The 20,279-nt window shown below is 40.0% G+C and carries 21 protein-coding genes; 10 read left to right on the forward strand and 11 right to left on the reverse strand.

All coding sequences use genetic code 11. The annotated features are described in order from the left end of the window. Positions 1–70: 70 nt before the first annotated feature. Positions 71–1,387 (reverse strand): hypothetical protein, encoded by a 1,317-nt coding sequence (locus V6C71_19750; GenBank protein ID HEY9770690.1) that lies wholly within the window; start codon positions 1,385–1,387, stop codon positions 71–73. Positions 1,388–1,534: 147 nt separating this feature from the next. Between V6C71_19750 and V6C71_19755 the strand changes: the two genes are divergently transcribed. After that, entirely contained in the window at positions 1,535–2,116 is a 582-nt protein-coding gene (locus V6C71_19755; GenBank protein ID HEY9770691.1) for a thioredoxin family protein, read from the forward strand. A 101-nt stretch (positions 2,117–2,217) separates the two neighbouring features. Here V6C71_19755 and V6C71_19760 read toward each other — a convergent pair whose 3' ends face one another. Then, positions 2,218–3,156, reverse strand: coding sequence for a hypothetical protein (locus V6C71_19760; GenBank protein ID HEY9770692.1), 939 nt, complete (start codon positions 3,154–3,156; stop codon positions 2,218–2,220). 3 nt (positions 3,157–3,159) lie between these two features. Beyond that, positions 3,160–3,846, reverse strand: a complete 687-nt coding sequence (locus V6C71_19765; GenBank protein HEY9770693.1) for a glycerophosphodiester phosphodiesterase family protein — start codon at positions 3,844–3,846, stop codon at positions 3,160–3,162. A gap of 110 nt (positions 3,847–3,956) precedes the next feature. Here V6C71_19765 and V6C71_19770 point away from each other — a divergent pair, with 110 nt between their 5' ends. Continuing rightward, positions 3,957–5,882 carry an ABC-F family ATP-binding cassette domain-containing protein gene (locus tag V6C71_19770; GenBank protein HEY9770694.1) on the forward strand — a complete coding sequence of 642 codons (1,926 nt, stop codon included), beginning with the start codon at positions 3,957–3,959 and terminating at the stop codon, positions 5,880–5,882. A 149-nt stretch (positions 5,883–6,031) separates the two neighbouring features. Next, positions 6,032–6,397, forward strand: a complete 366-nt coding sequence (locus tag V6C71_19775) for a hypothetical protein (protein ID HEY9770695.1) — start codon at positions 6,032–6,034, stop codon at positions 6,395–6,397. 256 nt (positions 6,398–6,653) lie between these two features. Here the strand turns inward: V6C71_19775 and opcA are convergent, their stop codons facing one another. The 4 genes from opcA to fbp all read right to left on the reverse strand — a co-directional run bounded on the left by opcA (position 6,654) and on the right by fbp (position 12,190). Continuing rightward, entirely contained in the window at positions 6,654–8,006 is a 1,353-nt protein-coding gene (opcA, locus tag V6C71_19780) for a glucose-6-phosphate dehydrogenase assembly protein OpcA (GenBank protein HEY9770696.1), read from the reverse strand. Between the two features lie 100 nt (positions 8,007–8,106). Beyond that, positions 8,107–9,636 (reverse strand): glucose-6-phosphate dehydrogenase, encoded by a 1,530-nt coding sequence (zwf, locus tag V6C71_19785; GenBank protein ID HEY9770697.1) that lies wholly within the window; start codon positions 9,634–9,636, stop codon positions 8,107–8,109. Between the two features lie 299 nt (positions 9,637–9,935). After that, positions 9,936–11,129 carry a transaldolase gene (gene tal, locus V6C71_19790; protein ID HEY9770698.1) on the reverse strand — a complete coding sequence of 398 codons (1,194 nt, stop codon included), beginning with the start codon at positions 11,127–11,129 and terminating at the stop codon, positions 9,936–9,938. Further along, on the reverse strand, positions 11,129–12,190 hold the full coding sequence (fbp, locus tag V6C71_19795) for a class 1 fructose-bisphosphatase (GenBank protein ID HEY9770699.1): 1,062 nt from the start codon (positions 12,188–12,190) through the stop codon (positions 11,129–11,131). The genes tal and fbp overlap by 1 nt, the downstream gene beginning before the upstream one ends. A 282-nt stretch (positions 12,191–12,472) precedes the next feature. On the opposite strand from fbp, the gene V6C71_19800 reads away from it, so the two are divergent. Next, entirely contained in the window at positions 12,473–12,616 is a 144-nt protein-coding gene (locus tag V6C71_19800) for a hypothetical protein (GenBank protein HEY9770700.1), read from the forward strand. A gap of 4 nt (positions 12,617–12,620) precedes the next feature. Here V6C71_19800 and V6C71_19805 read toward each other — a convergent pair whose 3' ends face one another. Next, positions 12,621–12,830, reverse strand: a complete 210-nt coding sequence (locus V6C71_19805) for a hypothetical protein (GenBank protein ID HEY9770701.1) — start codon at positions 12,828–12,830, stop codon at positions 12,621–12,623. Positions 12,831–12,952: 122 nt separating this feature from the next. Here V6C71_19805 and V6C71_19810 point away from each other — a divergent pair, with 122 nt between their 5' ends. After that, positions 12,953–14,395, forward strand: coding sequence for an aspartate ammonia-lyase (locus V6C71_19810; GenBank protein HEY9770702.1), 1,443 nt, complete (start codon positions 12,953–12,955; stop codon positions 14,393–14,395). A gap of 65 nt (positions 14,396–14,460) precedes the next feature. Next, positions 14,461–14,688: a glycogen debranching protein gene (locus V6C71_19815; GenBank protein ID HEY9770703.1), complete on the forward strand. Its 228-nt coding sequence runs from the start codon at positions 14,461–14,463 to the stop codon at positions 14,686–14,688. 165 nt (positions 14,689–14,853) lie between these two features. On the opposite strand, the gene V6C71_19820 is transcribed toward V6C71_19815, so the two are convergent. Further along, positions 14,854–15,552: a DUF475 domain-containing protein gene (locus V6C71_19820; GenBank protein HEY9770704.1), complete on the reverse strand. Its 699-nt coding sequence runs from the start codon at positions 15,550–15,552 to the stop codon at positions 14,854–14,856. A gap of 254 nt (positions 15,553–15,806) precedes the next feature. On the opposite strand from V6C71_19820, the gene psaM reads away from it, so the two are divergent. Together psaM and V6C71_19830 are read left to right on the forward strand one after the other, a co-directional pair. Continuing rightward, on the forward strand, positions 15,807–15,902 hold the full coding sequence (psaM, locus tag V6C71_19825) for a photosystem I reaction center subunit XII (protein HEY9770705.1): 96 nt from the start codon (positions 15,807–15,809) through the stop codon (positions 15,900–15,902). Positions 15,903–16,015: 113 nt separating this feature from the next. Then, positions 16,016–16,393 carry a hypothetical protein gene (locus V6C71_19830; protein ID HEY9770706.1) on the forward strand — a complete coding sequence of 126 codons (378 nt, stop codon included), beginning with the start codon at positions 16,016–16,018 and terminating at the stop codon, positions 16,391–16,393. Here V6C71_19830 and V6C71_19835 read toward each other — a convergent pair. Continuing rightward, positions 16,368–17,099, reverse strand: a complete 732-nt coding sequence (locus V6C71_19835; GenBank protein HEY9770707.1) for a tetratricopeptide repeat protein — start codon at positions 17,097–17,099, stop codon at positions 16,368–16,370. The two genes, V6C71_19830 and V6C71_19835, sit on opposite strands and share 26 nt — an antisense overlap. Positions 17,100–17,460: 361 nt before the next feature. On the opposite strand from V6C71_19835, the gene V6C71_19840 reads away from it, so the two are divergent. Both V6C71_19840 and V6C71_19845 read left to right on the forward strand, forming a co-directional pair. Next, complete coding sequence (locus V6C71_19840; protein ID HEY9770708.1) at positions 17,461–17,928, forward strand: hypothetical protein; 468 nt, start codon at positions 17,461–17,463, stop codon at positions 17,926–17,928. A gap of 235 nt (positions 17,929–18,163) precedes the next feature. After that, the gene (locus V6C71_19845; GenBank protein ID HEY9770709.1) at positions 18,164–19,477 is read left to right on the forward strand and encodes an AAA family ATPase; all 1,314 of its coding nucleotides are present in this window, start codon (positions 18,164–18,166) and stop codon (positions 19,475–19,477) included. A 145-nt stretch (positions 19,478–19,622) separates the two neighbouring features. On the opposite strand, the gene V6C71_19850 is transcribed toward V6C71_19845, so the two are convergent. After that, a complete protein-coding gene (locus tag V6C71_19850) occupies positions 19,623–20,174 on the reverse strand; it encodes a CDP-archaeol synthase (protein HEY9770710.1) in 552 nt (183 codons plus the stop codon). Between the last annotated feature and the right edge of the window lie 105 nt (positions 20,175–20,279).

Consider the following 20,279-nt stretch of genomic DNA (forward strand, 5'->3'; position numbering starts at 1 on the left):
ACTAAAATTTTTTTAAACCTACTTTAGTTTACAATTTACAGTTGTTTTTTAGTAAGCTCTTAGCTTTTAGCTATGAACCTGATTCTAATCTTTGTTGCCAATCGCGATCGATTTTATCGGCATTTTTAATATTTTGATCCAAAAGGTCATCTTCTGTAGTGTAAGTAATATCGCCCTCGCTAATTACTTTTTGTTGAGCAAACTGGCTAGCATAGGCAATTTTCTGGCGTAAAGATGGATCGGATTGATGAAGTGCGATCGCTCTTTGTTCGCGAGACTGATTGCGCTTGACTATCTTCGGATTGCGCCCTTGAATCCAAAAATAACGGATTAAAGGGATCAAAAGATAGAAAACACCGTAGCCCAGTAATAGCCATTGAATTGAGGCGGCAAACAGCACTATGTCTCTACCCCACTCAACAGCTGAAATTGCTCCGCTTCGTAACATAGAATTTAAAACAAAAGCCAAAATAATATTAACTGCCCCCAAACCAGCAGCCAAAGTAATTTGACCACTAGTAGCTTGACTAAAACGCCATAGTTTTTCTTGAAGATAGCCTGCGGAAGTTACTGGTTCTAGTTGTCTACTGCTTGCCATTACCTGAAGTTCGGGAAAATAGTAAATAATTTCTCCTTGGGGAGAAACTTCGGGATAGCCATTAAAACGACTCAAAACAGGCAGCATATAATCTTCATCGCGATCCATCTCATCTACATAAGGCGCAATTTGTTCTCCTACCACTGCCCCTTTATGGCTGCGAATTACCGATCCGATACTTTGCCAGCGATATTCTTCGAGATTCGCATTGGGATTACCATCGCCAAATAAGAAAGAAAAGACTGACTCTAAAAAATTCATCTGGTAGCTGCCAGTTGCCTGTCTTCTACGCTGACGACGGCGACGATTATAGCCAGGATCGAACCATAAAAAGATATCTCCCAGCCAAAATCGGGGTATAAAGTAGAAGAAGCCACCGCCTCCGCCATAGCCACGATTGTTACCGCCTTCTCTCTCATTACTACTAGAGTTCATGGCAATATAAATTGCGATGATGGCTACTACCATCAACAGGATCGAAGCAATTAAAATGATGCCAAAAGAAATCCGAATTAAATAAAATAAAACTCGCCAGACTTTCTCCCAGGTTTTTTGCCAGCGTAGTTGCCAATACTTATTACGCAGAATCGAACGAAAGTTTTTCGGAAACAGATAAACTACGTCTCCCGACTCTGCCACCTGAAGATGCCCCCCAGCCTCACTTGCTAGGGCTAATAACCCCTGCTGGGCAAAGTTTAGTTCTAGTCCTGCTTGCGCTGCCACATCACCTACGGTAACGCGATAATCTAGCTTTTCAACTGACTTAACAATTTTAGGATTAGGGGTCATTCTCGATCGCAGTGATAAATAATAGTAATACTGAACTTATTTCATATTTTATCGTTTTCCTCTTGATAACAGAGCGATAACAATTTTAGACTCCAGTTTTTGATCTAAGATGAATTTTGATGAGATTTTACGATCAGGATTTTTATTATGGTAAAAACTGCCTCTACTATGCTGCCTTTAGGTACTGCTGCGCCTGAATTTCAACTCCCTGATGTAGTATCTGGCGAGACTATTTCTTTAGCAACTTTTGCCGATAGTAAAGCTTTACTGTTGATGTTTATCTGTCAGCACTGTCCTTTTGTAAAGCACGTTCAATTAGAACTGGCTAAAATCGGTCATGACTATAGTCAAAAACCTTTAGGAATTGTGGCAATCAGCGCCAATGACGTGGCAAACTATCCCGATGACTCCCCCGAAAAGCTGAAGCAGATGGCACAGAAGCTCAATTTTAACTTTTCCGTATGTTACGACGAAAGCCAAGAGGTAAGTAAATCTTATACTGCTGCCTGTACGCCAGATTTCTTTTTGTTTGATGCAGATGGTAAATTAGCTTATCGTGGTCAACTAGATGATAGTCGCCCTAGTAATGATGTTCCTGTAACGGGCAAAGATTTGCGTCAGGCGATCGATGCTATATTACAAGATCAGAAAATTGACTTTGAGCAAAAACCTAGTATTGGCTGCAATATCAAGTGGAAACCAGGAAATGAACCTCAATACTTTGGTTAAACCATAACTTGGCTAATAATCTGTGTAATTGACCAACGGATGTATGGGAAGGGTATTGTTAAGACATTACCTATTCACCAACGCCATAAATTCTCTTGCTCTCAATTAGTTAAGTTTAATCTTCGCAGTAGTTCAAAAATACAGATGATGAGCAAAGCTGCAACCAAAGGAAGTAAAAAACGAATTGAACGGTAAACTAATAGTGAACCTAAAATATTTGGTGTAAGAATACTTTTGGGTAATAAAAATACGATCGAAGTCTCAAATACGCCAATGCCTCCTGGAATATTGCTCACAATCGAAGCTGTCATGCTAAGCAAATAGATGCTGAAGAAGCAAATATATGTTTGATCGGGATAGGCAGGAACCAGGCTATATAATACTGCTGCTGCAAATCCCCAATCTAAAGAAAAAACAGCAATTTGCCAGACAGAAGTGCTGGGTTTGGGAAAATAAATAATTCTGTCTTTAATTTTGAAACGTTTTCTACACCAACAAAAATAGAGATAAGTTCCGACTAATATTAGGGCAATAATTCCCAGATAACGGACAACAGATATTTGAATACCCAAAGAACTGGGTAACTCCAGAGGATTAATCACAAAAGTAATTCCACTGAGAGTAAGTAATCCTAACCAAAAGGTAAGATTACCCATTGCAGTTATCTTGGCAATGATTCTCGTAGGTACACCCCACAAGGAATAAAAACGATAACGAATTCCGCCACCAATTAGTAAAGTAAAACCCGTGGTGTTGCTAACAGCATAAGTAACAAAAGTAGCAAAAATAATGCGTTTGCGGTCTAGATAATGATTGAGATGACGAAAGGCAACCAGATCGTAGCTACTAATTACTAGGTAGTCCAAGAAAGTAAAACCCAAGGCGTAAGATAGCTGACGATCGCCGATCAAAGATAGGCTATGTAAAATATCATTTAGCTTGTAGCGACCTAATTCTTGGTGCAGTAGATAAAGTGAAAAACCCAGCAGCAGAAATCCCACTGTAAAATATAGCCAGCGGAGCGAGCGAGCGCGATTCATTAATTAGTTATAGTTGGAGATAATTCTTTCAGGGTAATTAGTAAATATAGCATCTACCTGCAATGCTTTCAGACGCTCGATGTCATGAGGCTGATTAACGGTATATACCCACACTAGTAAATTGTGCTGATGCACCGAGTCAATCAGTTCGCAAGTGACAAAATCTAAACTAGAAATAACAATATCTGCCTGTAGTTTTTGGGCTGTAGCCAAATATTCCCAAGGTAATCCATAGATTAGCATCCCAGTTTTAATCTGGTCACAAATTGGTTTAACCTGACGTAACTCATAATGATTAAAAGAAGAAACCACAAAATCTTGATAAGCCCATCCTTGTTTAAGATATGTTTGAATTAATTCAACAACTAACTTGGCGGTATTGCTGCCCTTTAATTCAATATTAACTATGGCTTGACGGTTTACCGTCTCAATAACTTCTGCTAAGGTGGGAATTTGTTCTCCTTTACCAGCATCAAGCGATCGCAAATAGGCAAAGCTTCGTTCTTCAATGTAGCCAGTACCATTAGTAGTTCGAGATAAATCGCGATCGTGAATGACTACTAAATTATTTTCGACGTTATAAACATCAATTTCGATCGCATCAACACCCAAAGTTAGTGCCTTTCTAACCGACAACAAAGTATTTTCTGGTTCATGTCCCATCGCTCCTCGATGTCCAATACACAGCATAATTAAGACGTTGGTAATTTTTGGTAGAAAGTTGATAATAATATTATTCCTAGCTATTAGCTTTTGATTCGATCGACCATTAAGCAAAATAAACTATAAAAGTCGGATAAATGAGCATTTTAACTCTACAAAATATTAAAAAAGATTTTGGCATTAAAGAAATTCTTCGTGATGCTAGCTTTAGCATTGAGCCGAATGACAAGGTAGGGTTAATTGGAGTCAACGGCTCTGGTAAGTCTACCTTGCTCAAGATGATTGCGGGAATTGAACCTACAGATGGTGGTCAACGCTTGGTAAAGAGTGGAGCGAAAATTATCTATTTACCCCAACAGCCAGTAATAGATGAAAACCTAACCGTAATCGATCAGGTGTTTGCCGATAGTGGGGAGCAAATGAAGTTGGTGCGAGAGTATGAAGACTTATCCCACAAAATAGCTCAAGCCAAGGGAGATAATTTAGCTGTTCTGATGTCTCGTTTGGCAACGGTGACAGAGAAAATGGAGTTAGTTGGCGCCTGGGACTTAGAAACCAAAGCCAAGATTATTCTCACTAAATTGGGTATTGAAGACTTTGATGCCATGGTAAAAGACCTTTCTGGAGGATATCGCAAGCGGATCGCTTTGGCTTCTGCCTTGCTTAATGAACCAGATTTATTGATGATGGATGAACCGACTAACCACCTCGATGCAGAGTCGGTAGAGTGGTTGCAGGAGTATCTCGATCGCTTTGGGGGTGCGATTTTACTGATTACTCACGATCGCTATTTCTTAGATAACGTGACTAATCGAATTTTAGAAATCGATCGCGCCGACCTCTATACTTATGCTGGTAACTACTCCTATTATTTAGAGAAAAAAGCCCTACAGGAAGAGTCGGCTGTCAGCAGTCAACGCAAACATCAAGGGGTATTGAGGCGAGAGCTAGAATGGCTCAAGCGAGGTCCTAAAGCCCGTAGCACCAAGCAAAAAGCGCGCATCGATCGCATTGGTGATATGCGGGACAAAGAGTTTAAACAGGCGCAAGGAAAGGTCGATATTGATACTCCAGGTAGGCGGATCGGCAAAAAGGTAATTGAACTAGAAAACATTACCAAATCTTATGACGGACAGACTCTTTTTAAAAATTTCAGCTATGAATTTACGCCTCGCGATCGCATTGGCATTATTGGTGGAAACGGTGCAGGTAAATCAACTCTGATGAATATCATCACGGGGCGCATCGAACCAGATGAGGGTCAAGTAAATATTGGCAAGACAATTCATCTTGGTTATTTCGATCAGCATTCAGATAATATTTTAGAGGCCCTAGACGAAAATCAACGAGTCATTGAATATATCAAAGAAGTAGCCGAAGTTGTCACCACTGCTGATGGCAACAAAATTACTGCTTCTCAAATGTTAGAGAAATTTCTCTTTCCGCCCGAACAGCAGTATGCGCCGATACATAAGCTGTCTGGGGGTGAAAAGCGTCGTCTGTTTTTGTTGCAGGTATTGATGGAAGCTCCTAACGTTCTGATTTTAGATGAGCCGACTAACGATTTAGACGTACAAACTTTAGCAATTTTAGAAGACTATTTAGAGAACTTTAACGGCTGCGTCATCGTAGTTTCTCACGATCGCTATTTTCTAGATCGCGCTGTTGAGTTTATTTTGGCGATCGAGCCTGAAGGTGAAGTGCGTCTATATCCTGGTAACTATTCTGTTTATCTCGAACATAAAAAGAAAGCCGACAAAGAAGCCAAAATCGAACAGATTCAGTCAAAATCCCCACAAAGCAAATCTCAAAGTACTAGCACTAGTAAATCTAATGATAAAACCAATAAACCCTTGTCTAATTTTGAAAAACGAGAATATGAAAAGCTAGAAACCAAAATTGCTCAGTTGGAAACTGATAAAGAGAAATTAGAAACCGATTTGGCAATTAACTGTAGCGACTTCAATTTGGTGCAAGAACTCTCCGAAAAATTAGCCACGTTAAACGACGAGATTGATACTAATACCGAACGTTGGCTGGAATTAGCCGAAAGAGAAATGTAAATTTAATAACGGCAAAGTCCCGTCAAGTGGAATGCCTAAGACTATGCTTACGCAATCGAAATAATCTGTGACTATGAAAATTAATTGGAGTGAGTATACAAACCATTTCACGGTATATATTAGATTATGTTATTACTCTGATCAAACCCATGCCTCAGCTTGACCAATCTGCCCTCAAAGCTCGAAATAAATTGCTTGCTATGTTTTTGGTGCATATTGTCTTAGATGCTATGCTCGTGGCTATTTCCAGAGATCTATGGGCTATTGGTCGCATTTTAGTCACCATTGTAATAATGTACTTTGTTTTACAAGGGCGCAAATGGGCTAAATGGACTCTAATAGGGATCTTGAGTTTTCTGGTTGTTGCTTTAATAGCATTGGTTGTTGTCCTCTATTCAAAGCTCTCCACCGTTGTTGTTGTTGGAAGCTCGGTCTTGACCGTTCTTAGTGCGATTATTGCCATTTATATCGTCTATAGCAAAGATTTAAATCGTTATTTCTCCTATAAAAAATAAGCTTCTTTTTGATAGCAACCTGATTAAGAGATACATCAAATAGGGTTCAATCTAGATTATCCCCTATTAGAGTTCCCAGCTTATCTCTCCCTTTAAGCGATCGCTATTAGCGTGGCACAGCTAATCTTCTGCAAGCAATTCTGTACATTCTTCCATTGTTTTGTTTAATAATAGTTAACATAATTGGCAAAAAAAAGGCTTGGCATTGCCAAAACCCAATTCAAACTTAATCGAAGATATTTTGTTTTTATTTAACTTATTCAGCCAGCTTGAGAATTTGAGCCGTAATTACCATGCTTTCTTCATACAGCATTTCTCGACCCCATCGCTGTAGTTGTTGACCGAGCAAATCTTCACTTTTTTGATCGAACAAAGGGGTTACTTGTTCAATATAACAAGACTGCGCTCCGCCACCAGCTTCCATGCGCATACAGCCTGTGGTACTAGAACAAAGAACTGTACAGCAGTCGGCATCTAGGTTAGTTGAAGTCAACCGCAAGCTGACTAAATCACCTGGAATGTCTCCCCAGTCGGCGGTAGGAATACCCGCTAATTCAGCTTCAATACTGCGTTGTTTTTCATCGGTAAAATTGACCCTACGAATATCGTAATCTCCTCCTTCAAGTTTATATTCAACGGGAGTCCATTTAAGACGACTAGCTAACCAACCCAAAAACATCAAAGCTTGAGACTGATTGCCCTGCTCATAATCAATCGTGACCCGATCTACTTCAAAAATTGCCGCTCGCCTTTGGGGGGGATCGAAAGCAGCAGCAGCTAGTTCTTGCCAAGGTGCAAGTCGGCGCCAGTTGAGATCGGCTAAAGCAGTATCTTGTGTTAGTAATTCAGCCAGGGATTTTAGATCGGTTTCGGGTTCAATAAAGCTACTCGAATCGAAAATAACCGTATCGCTGGAGGATACCAGGCGTTGAAACAAAGGATGTTCGGGAGTGGGTGTGGCTTTCCACCAAACAAATTTGGGTAAATCCGCGATCGCCAATTCAACAATAATGCCGCCAATTCTCTCTAAAGCTTCAGCAGTACCGCTCAAAGTAATGTATTCACAGCAAACCAGAGTATTTTTGGTCTGTTTGTTGATCGGACAATAGGCTGATACTTGGGCAGTCACTCCTGTATCCTCGACCAAAATAGGACACAGGGTTATTATACGACAAGGATTGGAAGCTGCGATCGCATCTGCTATTGCTCCTTCGGAATCGGGGCTATAACTAATTGCTGGCGTTTTGTTTTCGGGGGTTAGCCTATCTTTTGCCTTAGCTTGGACAAACTCTGTATGTAATCTATTCAGTAAGGCTGCATTAGATTTGCCCGTCAATTCGAGATCGTAGGCTTTTTGAGCGGCTTTGATTGCCGCTTTAATTCTTGGCCCGACAATACCGTCAATTGGCCCAGTGTAAAATCCTAAAGAAGCCAGTAACTGCTGGGTATCATCTGGTTCGTAGACAATTAAGCTAAAGGTTGCTGCTCTGGTAACGGCTGTAGCATCTTCGTCTGAACCTTGTGTTTGCCAAAGCGAGCGTAATTCGGCTTCAATTTCGTCGATGGATACGTCTTTGGGTGCTTGTAGCGATACTATTGGTGAAACCATAATCTTTTACCATTAAGCATTAAACATTTATTATTTAACATCTATCAGATATGAGGATGAAAAATTGTTCATTCCTTGGAAATTATTATCCTTCGTTTTTTTAAAGTCTACGCCAGCGACGGCGATCGCGCTCAACCATCATTTCGGCTTCTGGTGGCTGCCAAGTTCCCGCTTCATACTGGGGCATTTGGCTAGGATCATTGGGAGCTTCCCAGGCATTAATTAAAGGCATCACAATATTCCAGGCCGCCTCTACTTCATCAGCACGGGTAAATAGAGTTTGGTCGCCTAGCATACAGTCGAGCAACAGACGGTGGTAAGCATCCGCAGTGGCCATACCAAAGGATGAACCATAGCTAAAGTCCATATTAACGGTTCTAGTTCTCAAATCGGGCCCAAGCGTTTTGGCTTCAAATTTGAGAGATATACCCTCATTAGGCTGAATCCGCATTGTTAAAACGTTAGGACTAGTTTGTTGTGCTGCCGATTGAAAAATTAATAAAGGAACTTCGCGGAAATGAATCGAAATCTCACTTACTTTCTTAGGCATCCGTTTTCCAGTACGAAGATAAAATGGTACTCCTTTCCATCGCCAGTTATCTATTTCTAGCTTCAACGCTACAAAAGTTGGCGTGATAGATTCAGGATTGACTCCCTCTTCTTGGCGATAACCTTTAACAGGTTGACCTTTCATCCATCCTTCAGAATATTGCGCTCTTACTGCCGACTGTTCTAGGTTATTAGAGTCGGCGATATGAGTAGCCTGAAGTACCTTGGTTTTTTCGTTGCGAATGCTATCAGCATCTAAGGCATTAGGAGGTTCCATGGCGGTAATAGCAAATAGCTGCATCAGGTGATTCTGCAACATATCCCGCAGTGCGCCTGAGGTTTCATAATATCCAGCGCGTTCTTCTACCCCAACGGTTTCGGCCACGGTAATTTGCACATGATCGACAAACTGCCGATTCCAGAGGGGTTCAAAGATGGCATTACCAAAGCGGAATACCAAAATGTTTTGGACGGTTTCTTTACCTAGGTAATGATCGATGCGATATACCTGTTCTTCCCGGCAAACTTTTTGTACTGCGCGGTTAAGAGATTTGGCTGAACTTAAATCTTTGCCGAAGGGTTTTTCAATTACAACCCGACTTTTAGCCGCATCATTAAGCATTCCCGCAGCACCAAGTTGTTTTAAGGCTGGTTTGAAGAATTTAGGAGATACCGCCAGATAAAAAATACGATTGCCCCTAGTTCCCCTTTTGCCGTCTAATTCAGCGAGAAAGCTGTTTAATTTCTCATAGCTTTCGGCTTCATCCATATTACCCGAACAATAGAAAATGCCTTGGGCAAATTCATTCCATAGTTCTTCGCTGCCTACCCCACCACTAAACTCTTCCATCCCATCTTTAAGATGTTGACGAAAATAGTCATGACTCCAATCTCTTCTAGCAACTCCCACAATGGTCATTTCTGAAGGAAGACGACGCTCTCTTCTGATTTGGTAGATAGCAGGGATCAGCTTTCTTTGGGTTAAATCTCCTGATGCCCCAAAAATAACAACAATAGCAGGATCGGCGGTGCGTTCCTGCTGCAAACCTATTCGTAAGGGATTTTCTAATATTGCAACCATAATTTTAATTATTGGTTTTCATTTAAAAGTTACTGGTTTTGATATATATCTTGAAAAAGCTAATAGCGCAGCTAGTCCTAAAGGATAAGCTTCGCAAATGCTAAAGCATACCGCTTCGAGACCGAAGGGCGGAGTGCGGTTTATCCGTGAATCATGCACGGGCATATCCTTTAGGGCATATGGGCGTAATCGAATTGCGCTCCTTATAAGCTGCGTCGTCGTAAGACGACGCAGCATTGCCTTGCTTTGCCCAGCTATTAGCTACGAATTTTCCATCCTTATATCCCCGATCTTTTTAATTAGACTGCTGCTAATTGCTTGACTTTGGTTTCTAGGGAAGACATCAACGATTCAAAGGGTTTGATAAATTTATCAATACCTTCTTGGAGTAATTCGTCCATTACGACATCAAGATCGATATCAACGGCTTCATCTTTTAAGCCTTCAATAACTTGATGTGCTGCATCTAAATCGGTTTCGATCCGATTAGCGGGATCGCAATGGTCTACACAAGCATCAATAGTATCAGGAGGCAGAGTGTTTACCGTATCTACTCCCACAAGCCCATCAACGTACATTACGTCGCTGTACTCAGGATTTTTAGTTCCAGTACTTGCCCAAAGAAGTCTTTGTACCTTTGCGCCTTTAGCTACCAGGGCTGACCATCTGTCGCCACTGAAGATTTCTTGGTATTTTTGGTAGGCAATTTTAGCATTAGCGATCGCTACTTTACCTTTAATCGCCTTGAGTTTGGCTTTAGCTGCTTCATCGGCAGACTCTAATTTGCGATCGAGGCGCTCGTCGATCATTACATCAATTCGACTCAGGAAGAAACTGGCAACAGAAGCCACTTTACTAATATCTTTCCCTGCCGCTGCTCGTTTTTCTAAACCTTTAAGATAAGCTTCAGCGGTATCAATGTAGCTTTGCACCGAAAATAGCAGAGTTACATTAATGCTCATGCCTTCGGAGATCGCCTGTTCTACCGCAGATAAACCTTCTGGAGTTCCAGGAATTTTAATCATTAAGTTGGGGCGATCGATAACTTGATAATAGCGACGAGCTTCTTCAATAGTGCTATCATCGGTACTCTTAGCTAGACTTGGCGGGACTTCGATACTGACATAGCCATCTAAACCATCACTCTCTTCATATATGGGCAGGAAAATATCACAGGCGTTGCGAATATCACTAAAAATTAGATCTTCGTAGATTTCTTGAACTGATTTATTCGCTTTGATTCCAGCTTCAATTGCCGCATCGTAGATTTTGTTTCCAGCGATCGCTTTTTCAAAAATAGCAGGGTTGGAAGTTATGCCTCGAATACCTTTATCGGCGATAAATTGTTTTAATTCTCCAGATTCGATAATGTCCCGGCTAAGATTATCCATCCAGATACTTTGACCGTATTGGTTTTCAATCTCTAAAATCGGGTTTTGGGTAGACATAATTAATCTTTCTCCTGGTAATATTTCCTGATTAAAATTAGTCATCAAACTAAACTTTTCTCTTCCGAATCACGACGCGCTCGATCTTGGATAAAAGACTCGACTAGTTCTACATCTTCGGTACTGCCAATTACTAAAGGAGTTCGCTGGTGTAGTTCTTCTGGTACTACGCTCAAAATCCTTGCCATACCAGTACTGGCACTGCCTCCGGCTTGTTCTGCCAAGAAAGCCAACGGTGCAGATTCGTATAATAATCTCAGCTTGCCTTCTGGTTTTTTGACTGTTCCTGGATAGAGAAAGACACCACCCTGCAACAAGATACGGTGAAAATCTCCTACCAGCGCACCGCTATAGCGAGAGGTATAGCGATTGTTACGATGAACATAGCGGATGTACTCGCGAATTGATTCATCCCATTGCCAGTAGTTACCTTCGTTGACGCTATAAACTGGGCCATGTTGGGGAATGGTAATATTTTCTTCTGCTAAAATAAATTCCCCTAAGCTGGGGTCAAGAATAAACGAGTGAACACCTTTGCCTATAGTGTAAACCAATACTGTAGAAGGACCGTACAGAACATAACCTGCGCCAATTTGGCGATCGCCATTTTGTAATAAATCTTGGGCTTTGCCATCGAGATCCTCGCCTTCCTGCTGGCGCAGAGAGAAGATCGAACCAACATTTAAGTTGATATCTACATTGGAAGAGCCGTCTATCGGATCATATAAAAGTGTATAGCGTCCTATAGGGCAATTTTCGGGGATGTAATATGGTTTCTCCATTTCTTCTGATGCCAAGCGGCAAACTAAACCACTTTGCTTAAAGACGGAGATAAAAACATCATTGGCATAGATGTCCATTTTCTTAACTGATTCTCCCTGAACATTAGTTTCTCCCGTAAAACCTAATGATCCAGCCATTAAGCCTGCCCGACTTAAACGGCGACTTACAAGTTTGGCTGCTAAAGCAATGCGATTCATGATCGCGCTGACGTCTTGTGCTTGAGCGTTAAAGTCAGCAAACTGCTGTAGCACGTGCCTAGACAGAGTTTGGCAATCTCTATCTAGGCTATATTCTGGAATGACAGCTTGGTCAAAATTTTCCATGGGATTATTAATCTTTTTAAGCCTGTATCTTTTGCTTTCCTCTGACCAATGGTCACAAATAGAGTAAAGTTGTTTTTAAGGAAGTCTCAGTAACGCTTATCGCTAGTTCAAGTGTCAGAAAAACTACAGAGTATTACTTTAAATTTACTAGACTCCATAATATTCATCTTAGAAAGAGATTTTTAACTTCTATCATAAGCTTAAGACTAGCTTTAGGTTATCGAGTTGTTTTGCTGCTTGTGATACACATTTTTCAAGCTTGAAGCTGCAAACTATGAGCTAGTGACATACTCCCAACGCCAACGCCTTGGGGAGGACGCGATGTTTGAGGTTTCCTCAAACATTTCAGCCGTCCGTCGCGACTACGTAGTCTTGAATCGTCCTCGCTTTATGGCGTGGGACTTATCCACCCCCCAACCCCCTTAGTTAACTAATCAATATCAATTGACTGAGGGCGATCGCGATTATGGGGAGTTGTAGAATTGTTATTGACCGAACTGTATCCCTGTTTCTCTAACCATTGAGATAAAGGCTCTTCGTTTAAGTTGAGATGCAAAACACCACTAGCAAAACCGCTAGCAAAAGCAACTGGCTGTTGAATAAATTTTTGGAAGGCAGGTGCTAATTCGCTTAAAAACATAACTTGAACACTCTTGAACACTATTAAGGTTATTTAAAAAAATTCTAGCGCGTCTATCTTGGTAAAGCTAAAAGCCAGTAAATCTAAGCCAAGCTAATTTAGATGAGGCGTATTATAGTATCTTGAATTTTGGCACAGAAATATCTGGAACTAGCAGCACAAAACCGAAGATGAACAACTATCGTACCGAAAAAGACTCGATGGGGTCGAAAGAAATACCTGCTAATGTTTATTATGGGATTCAGACTTTAAGAGCGACAGAAAACTTTGGCATCAGTGGGATCAAACCTTTGGCAACTTATGTTGATGCCTGTATTTTAATTAAAAAAGCTACAGCGATCGCCAACGGAGAATTAGGCTGTATAGACCGTAAAATTAGTCAAGCAATAGTTCAAGCTGCCGATGAAATCTTAAACGGTGGATTACGCGAGCAGTTTGTAGTTGATGTTTATCAAGCAGGGGCTGGCACATCCCATCATATGAACGTCAATGAAGTATTAGCCAATCGAGCTTTAGAAATTTTAGGCGATGAAAAAGGCAATTATAGCCAAGTCAATCCAAACGATCATGTTAACTATGGTCAGTCCACTAATGATGTAATTCCTACTGCTATTCGAGTTGGAGCATTATTAGCCTTGGATCGAACTCTCAATCCAGCTTTGTCAAACGCGATCGCCGCCATGGAGCAAAAAGCCAATGAGTTCCAAGCTATTGTTAAATCTGGTCGTACCCATATGCAAGATGCTGTACCCGTGCGTTTAGGAGCAGGATTTGAAGCTTGGGAGCAAATTTTACGAGATCATCAACGAAGAATTGAGACCGCTGCCAGAGACCTGTATCACTTGGGTTTGGGGGGGAGTGCCACAGGAACAGGATTAAATACTCATCCACAATATCGTCATCGGGCTGCTGAATTATTAGCCGAGTTTATTGGCAAGCCTTTACAACCAGCACCACAATTAATGGCAGCGATGCAGAGCATGAGTCCTTTTGTTAACGTTTCGGGTAGCTTACGCAACTTGGCGCAGGATTTGGTCAAAATTTCTCATGATTTGCGCCTCATGGATTCTGGCCCTCAAACAGGATTTAAAGAAATACAGCTACCCGCAGTCCAGCCAGGGTCATCAATTATGCCAGGGAAATATAACCCCGTAATGGCAGAAATGACGTCAATGGTTTGCTTTCAAGTGATGGGATACGATACGGCGATCGCCTTGGCTGCTCAAGCAGGACAATTAGAGTTAAACGTAATGATGCCTCTAATTGCCTACGATTTAATTCATAGCATCGAAATATTGGGCAATACTATTGATAGTCTCAGTAAGCGTTGTTTAACGGGAATTACTGCTCGTCGCGATCGCTGTTTGGCATATGCCGAAGGCAGTTTGGCTTTGGTAACCGCTCTCAATACCCATGTAGGCTATCTCAAAGCAGCAGATGTGGCCAAGAAGTCGCTCGAAACAGGTAAATCGATTCGGGAGATCGTTTTAGAAGAAGATTTAATGAGTGAAGCACAATTAGCAGAAGTTTTAGACTTAGAAAAAATGAGTCAGCTACCTAAATAGCTCTACGATCCTCGACGCAATTGTGCAGAGTTATAATTTGTTTTAAATGATACAAGAAGAAAATAATGCCACAAATGTCACAAATAACTATATGGGTAAATGAACAAATCGATCCAGGTGGTCTAATTTATGCCTGTATTGCCTGTCTAGATGAAGATGCAGCCAACGCCTGTCATCAAAATTGGCAAAATAGCCTTTCTCAACAACAAAAGCAAAATGGCTGGGTGGCTAGTCTGCGCACCGTAACTTCCTGGGACGAAGTTCCCGTTAATGCTCTCAAGCTAAGTTGGTAAAATGTTTGAGAATGGCTGGGAAAAATTTTGCTTGTCTTGGTTATAAAGTAGACAGCTATAATAACAAAACCGCAGTCGTCATGAGTTTATTTAAATGCAAAACCAAAAACCCGATCGCTGTTGTACTGGCAAGAAACTGAAACTACCTTGCCTCTAATCGACTGTTTACTGTTCGCCAATATCAGATGACCCAACTTCTTTTTTAGAAAATCCCCAGGTAAAAAATACCGCTACCACAGCTACCGTGACCCATTCGGGGATTAGGTAATCTGGTAGCCAAACTTTAAGCAACAGACGTAATCCCACAAAGCCGACAGTAATAAATCCAGCATCTTCTAGGTAGGTATATTCTTGAAGCCAACGAATAAATAATCCAGCTAGAAAGCGTAAAATAACTATTCCAAAAGTACCGCCAGCAATAATTAACCAGGTATCTTCAGTAATAGCGATCGCCGAAGTGACGCTATCAAGCGAAAAAGCTAAATCAGTAATGGCGATCGTCGGAATTACTTGCCAAATAGACTTGAAGCGAAGACTTCGGTGTCCTTCTGGCTCATTATCGGTAAAGAAAAAATAATTGAAAACTAGCCATAGTAAATATAATGCTCCCAAAAGCTCAAATTGCCAATATTTGATTACCCAGGTAGCAGCAAGAATTAGTGCAATTCTAAGTATATATGCGCCAATAAGCCCTATATTAAGAGCCTGTCGCTGGGATTTGGGATCTTTTACGCTTTTAGCAATTGCAGCCAAGGCGATCGCATTATCTGCCGATAAAACAGCCTCTAAAACTACTAAAATCAGCAGTATGAGATAAACTTCGACCCCAGCGTCAGTAAAATAATCAACTATGTTTTCTATCATTCAGGATATATATTTTTAAATTAAATCAGATGAAAATTTGGAACCAGTAATTTGAAACTAGGATTAGTTGCCAGCAAAAAATGATTCTTGGTAGAATTTGTTATTTTTCCTTAGTTTAAATCAGGGTTTCCTTAAGTTTCCTTCTTAATTATGTTGCATCTTGTTACAAGATGTTTCTCTTGGGGTCGATTATGACGCAAATTAAGGATGGAATATGTTGTGATTTGAATCAAAACGTAAGGAGTAAAATTACTATGCCTCTATCAGATACTCAGGTATTTATCGCTCTTGTAGTTGCTTTAATTCCTGGAATTATGGCGATTCGCTTGTCTACAGAATTGTACAAATAAATTCAGTAGATATCACTCTAAACGTTTAGGGTGCTAATACCAGGATTTCAGATTGGCGATTATGATTAAAGTTGTTAATCTGGAGTCCTTATTAGTTAGGTGCAATTCAAACTATGAATTTTGGCAGACAAACACCTAAACCAGTCCGACGCAATTCTCGTAAACGCCACAATAAAAATCGAGGCATAACTGCGGAAATTAGTCTCAAGCTGATCTTAAGTTGGGCAATTGCTATCAGTGCGATCGCTTCTTTGTTTAAACTCTTGCCCTATCATCTTACTCAGCAGGCAAAGTTAAAAGAGTTACGGATTCAGGTACAGGAAACTGATGCTAGGGTTAGCAAATTGAGGGAACAACTCAATCATAATTTTGATCCTCAACAAACTCAAAGTCTGATAGAGCAATATAGTTCTTTAACTGCGCCCAATCAAAGTCGCATCTATTGGCTACCAGAAGACAGTACCGTCAAGCAGGACCGAGATAATCAGTAATTATGACGGGACTAAGTAATCGATCTAACCAAGCTTGAACTTTTTGTCTTAAATTAGTTAGATCTGGTCGAGCTGCTAGAATTTTTAAAGCTGTTTGATAGTCGGCAACGGCGCAGTTCCAGTCTCCCTGTAAATAATTAGTTCTGCCTCGCTCTGCATAAATTCGTTCTTGAAGTGAATCCCCGATTATTAGCGTAATATCGAAGTTTTCAATTGCCAGATCGTACATTTCCAACTCCCGAAAAGCAATTCCCTGGTTGATCCAAGCACGAAGATTTGCTGGATTTAAATCGAGGGCAGTATCGTAATCGGCGATCGCTTCTGCTAATTCACCCCGAGCAGCATAGCAATTAGCTCGGTTATTATAGGCACTATCGAGATGAGGATTGATTTTTAAAGCCTGAGATAAATCACACAGAGCCTCAACAATTTGATTATTACGAAAGTGCATCAACCCTCGATTATTATAATCGACTGCATTATCGGGGCATAAAGCAATTAGTCGATCCAAAAGAGCGATCGCCACTGGGTAATTTCCCTGAGATGCTTTCGCTTTGACGCAGGTTCTCAGTTTTTTTAGCTGTTGTTCTGAGCTTAATGAGTTAGACAAGAAATATTGTTCAGACAATGCTGCTTCCAATTGATCGGGGGAGGGTAATATTTGTAGTTCTGATTGAGAAATATGCTGCTCAAAATTGATTTTCATCGTATCAATTAAACCTTTTCTAATGGCTAGTTTACTATCTTGTCCCAAGGCTTAGAGAACATAAATGTGTCACCCATCGAACTGTCTCAAGGTTTTGCCAATTTATAAAGTATCGAGTTTTTAATTACTTATAAAGCATCATGACGAAAAAAAAGTCAATTGTCTTCCACAAAATTACGTAAATTAATGTTAAGAATTAAGTAAACTAATTTGTCTTTTTGTATCAAACTAAAGCTGAAATATTTGGTTTCATCACAATTCAGCTAAAGATTGATAAATCTGACCCATTTTTACATTACATTTTCTAAATATCGGCTATTAAGACTAGCTTGTAATGGCTTTAAATTAATCTTTAAAAAGTATGACTAACACAGTATTTTCTCAAGCGCCGGATCTATTTTCTGAAGACTATTGTGTCTTAGGGTTGGCAACCTGTTTTGTGCGAGATGATGGCGAAATTGAACAGTTGACAGTTTTAGAACCAATTCCTTCTGCTGCCTTAGAAGCATTGATTAAAGGGGTTCCCACCTCATATCAATTAGCTTGTTCTAAAACCTTGGGAGAAATTTTTCAAGAAGACACTGTACAAATACCTAGTGATTTACAAACTGGCGAAAAAATTAATTTGTGCGATCGCTTTGCCGAAAGAGTAGCAGCAGCAACCCGTACTTATAAAAGCCGCCCTGAAGCTAAAGAACATATTCCTTTAGGCACAACTAGACAAGACTTTAATTATTCTTTGGAAAGAAAAAGAGTTTTAAACAATTCTCGTGCAGTAAGCACAGAAGATAATGTAAAACAACATTCTCATACTCATAAGGTTTTATAGGATTGTGGTGAGAAAATTAAATACACAAAAGTTTTTCTATGTATTTAATTTGTATTTAATTTCTCACTCTGACAAAAAAGCGATCGCTCTAAATAAATCTTTGCCCACAATCGATAGTTTTACTATAATCATTAAACATTTATTTATCAGTTCAATGTTCAGCGGTATAAGTAAAAGACGCACCTATTAAAGGTATTTTATTCAATACCATATAGAAACGATCATTGAACAAGCGATGGTAAAGACTTCAAAGCAATCAGTAAAAAAGCTAACTGAAGCGCAACAAGAGGCTCTAACTAAATTAAAATCATTTCTACGCAGCAACGGTAGTTTCTTTCGCTTAAGCGGATATGCAGGCACAGGCAAGAGCTTTTTGATTTGCCATCTGATTGAGTGGTTAGACTCATTGGACTTTGAATTCGTAGTCGCAGCCCCAACTAATAAAGCTGCTAAGAGTCTGATGCAGGTTGCGATGTCTATCGGCATTAATCTAGAGGTTAAAACCGTAGCACAACTGTTGGGTCAACAGCCAGAAATTAACGAGGAAACTGGTTTAGAAGAATTTACTTCCGCAGGTGAAGCCGAATTTGATGATTACGATGTGATGATTATCGATGAGTTTTCGATGATTAATCGGAGTAATTTTGAAGAGATAGTAAGTGCGATCGCCTCAACTATTAACACGAAGGTCATTTTTGTGGGAGATGAGGCGCAGCTACCGCCAGTAAAAGAAAAGCAGCCAATGGTTGCTATATCCGAACACATTGACGACATGGCAACTTTAAATGAAGTTGTACGATATGAGGGAGAGATCGCGGTAGTTGCCGAGAAAATACGTAGCAATGAGCAATATAGTCGCGTAATCTATCCTTTCCAAAGTAGTGGCGATCGCACTATTGTCTGTCAACCGAGGAAGCAATGGCTAGAGACGGTAACTCAGCACTTTAAATCTGATGATTACAAAAGCAACGCCGACTATGCCAGGTTGTTAGTCTGGCGCAATAAAACTGCTGCATCTGCAAATAGATTTGTGCGATCGCGTTTGTGGGGTAAAGACGCACCCGTATTTGTACCTGGAGATAGGCTGATCGCCAGAAAACCCCTGTTTCGCCCTCGCCCTGGACAAAAAGGCAACAACAAATGGGGAGTTTTAATCAACAACTCAGAAGAGTGTTCTGTAATCGAGCAGCCAACAATTAAACAACTATCTTATGACAAAGTAGCGTATCAATATCGTTCCGTTCCAGTTATGACTGATACAGGGTTTAAAGTAAACCTGTCTGTTTTGACCGAAAAAGGTGAACAACTTAGAAATGAGCAGATTAAATCTTATGTAGAAAAAAAACAATGGAATAAGTATTTTGACTTGTCCAGAACTTTCGATGATGTCACCTATGCTTATAGTTTGACGGTACATAAAGCTCAGGGTTCTAGTATAGATTACGTCTTTCTCGATACGGAAGATATGCGGGGTTGTCCCGACTTACAAAAGATGCTTTACACTGCTTTAACCCGCGCTAAAACCCGAGTTTTTATTCCTTTGAATTAATCAATATTTTTATCGATAGTTATCTATTGTAACTGCGAGCTGTAGCAATTTTTAAGTTTAGTTTAGATGACTAATTACAGCGCGATCTCGTATATTTTGTAAGTTGAGTTAAATGGAGTGCAACCCCGTAAACGTTTATTTCTAATTATTTCAAACCTAGTTTTTTCCTCAACTCTGTTGCACTCATAAACAATAGTGGTGCAACAACTAAACTTGTAACAATAAAGTGTAAGGGAAAGTGAAAATAAAAGTACCAAAGAACTAGAACTCCGTAAGTAGAATCCATATGATCGATGAAATAAAATAGCAAGCTATTTTCGTCTCCCGGAGGAATATCTAAGCGACGCTTGATAAAAGAATTAGGTAATTCCGCTAGGTTGAAAATAAATCCAACTAATAAGCCAAATTCAAGTAAATTGAAACTAGAAAACGAAATTGCTGCTTCAGGTAATACTGGAATTAATAATTCGACTAAGTTTAATAAATAGACGCTTGCTACCATTGCGAGCGGCAAACTAATTAAACCGCGCCACCTTTTATTTGCTCCAAACCATTCAGTTTTTATCGGAATATTTAATATTTTAAATAAACTGGTTTTCCATAAGAAAGCTTCAATAACTCCAGCAATAAATAGACTAAGAGCCAGCCACAGTAAATTCAAAGTATCTAGAATAAAGTATTGTGTCCAGCCGATCATGTTTTTATCAAAATAAGTAAACTATTGATTTTTAACTTGCTTCAAACAAAAATTCTTTACCTGTATCAAACAAAATTATAGTCTTAATTTAATCTCGACTTTATC

It is taken from the genome of Coleofasciculaceae cyanobacterium, from assembly GCA_036703275.1.
GTDB lineage: Bacteria > Cyanobacteriota > Cyanobacteriia > Cyanobacteriales > Xenococcaceae > Waterburya.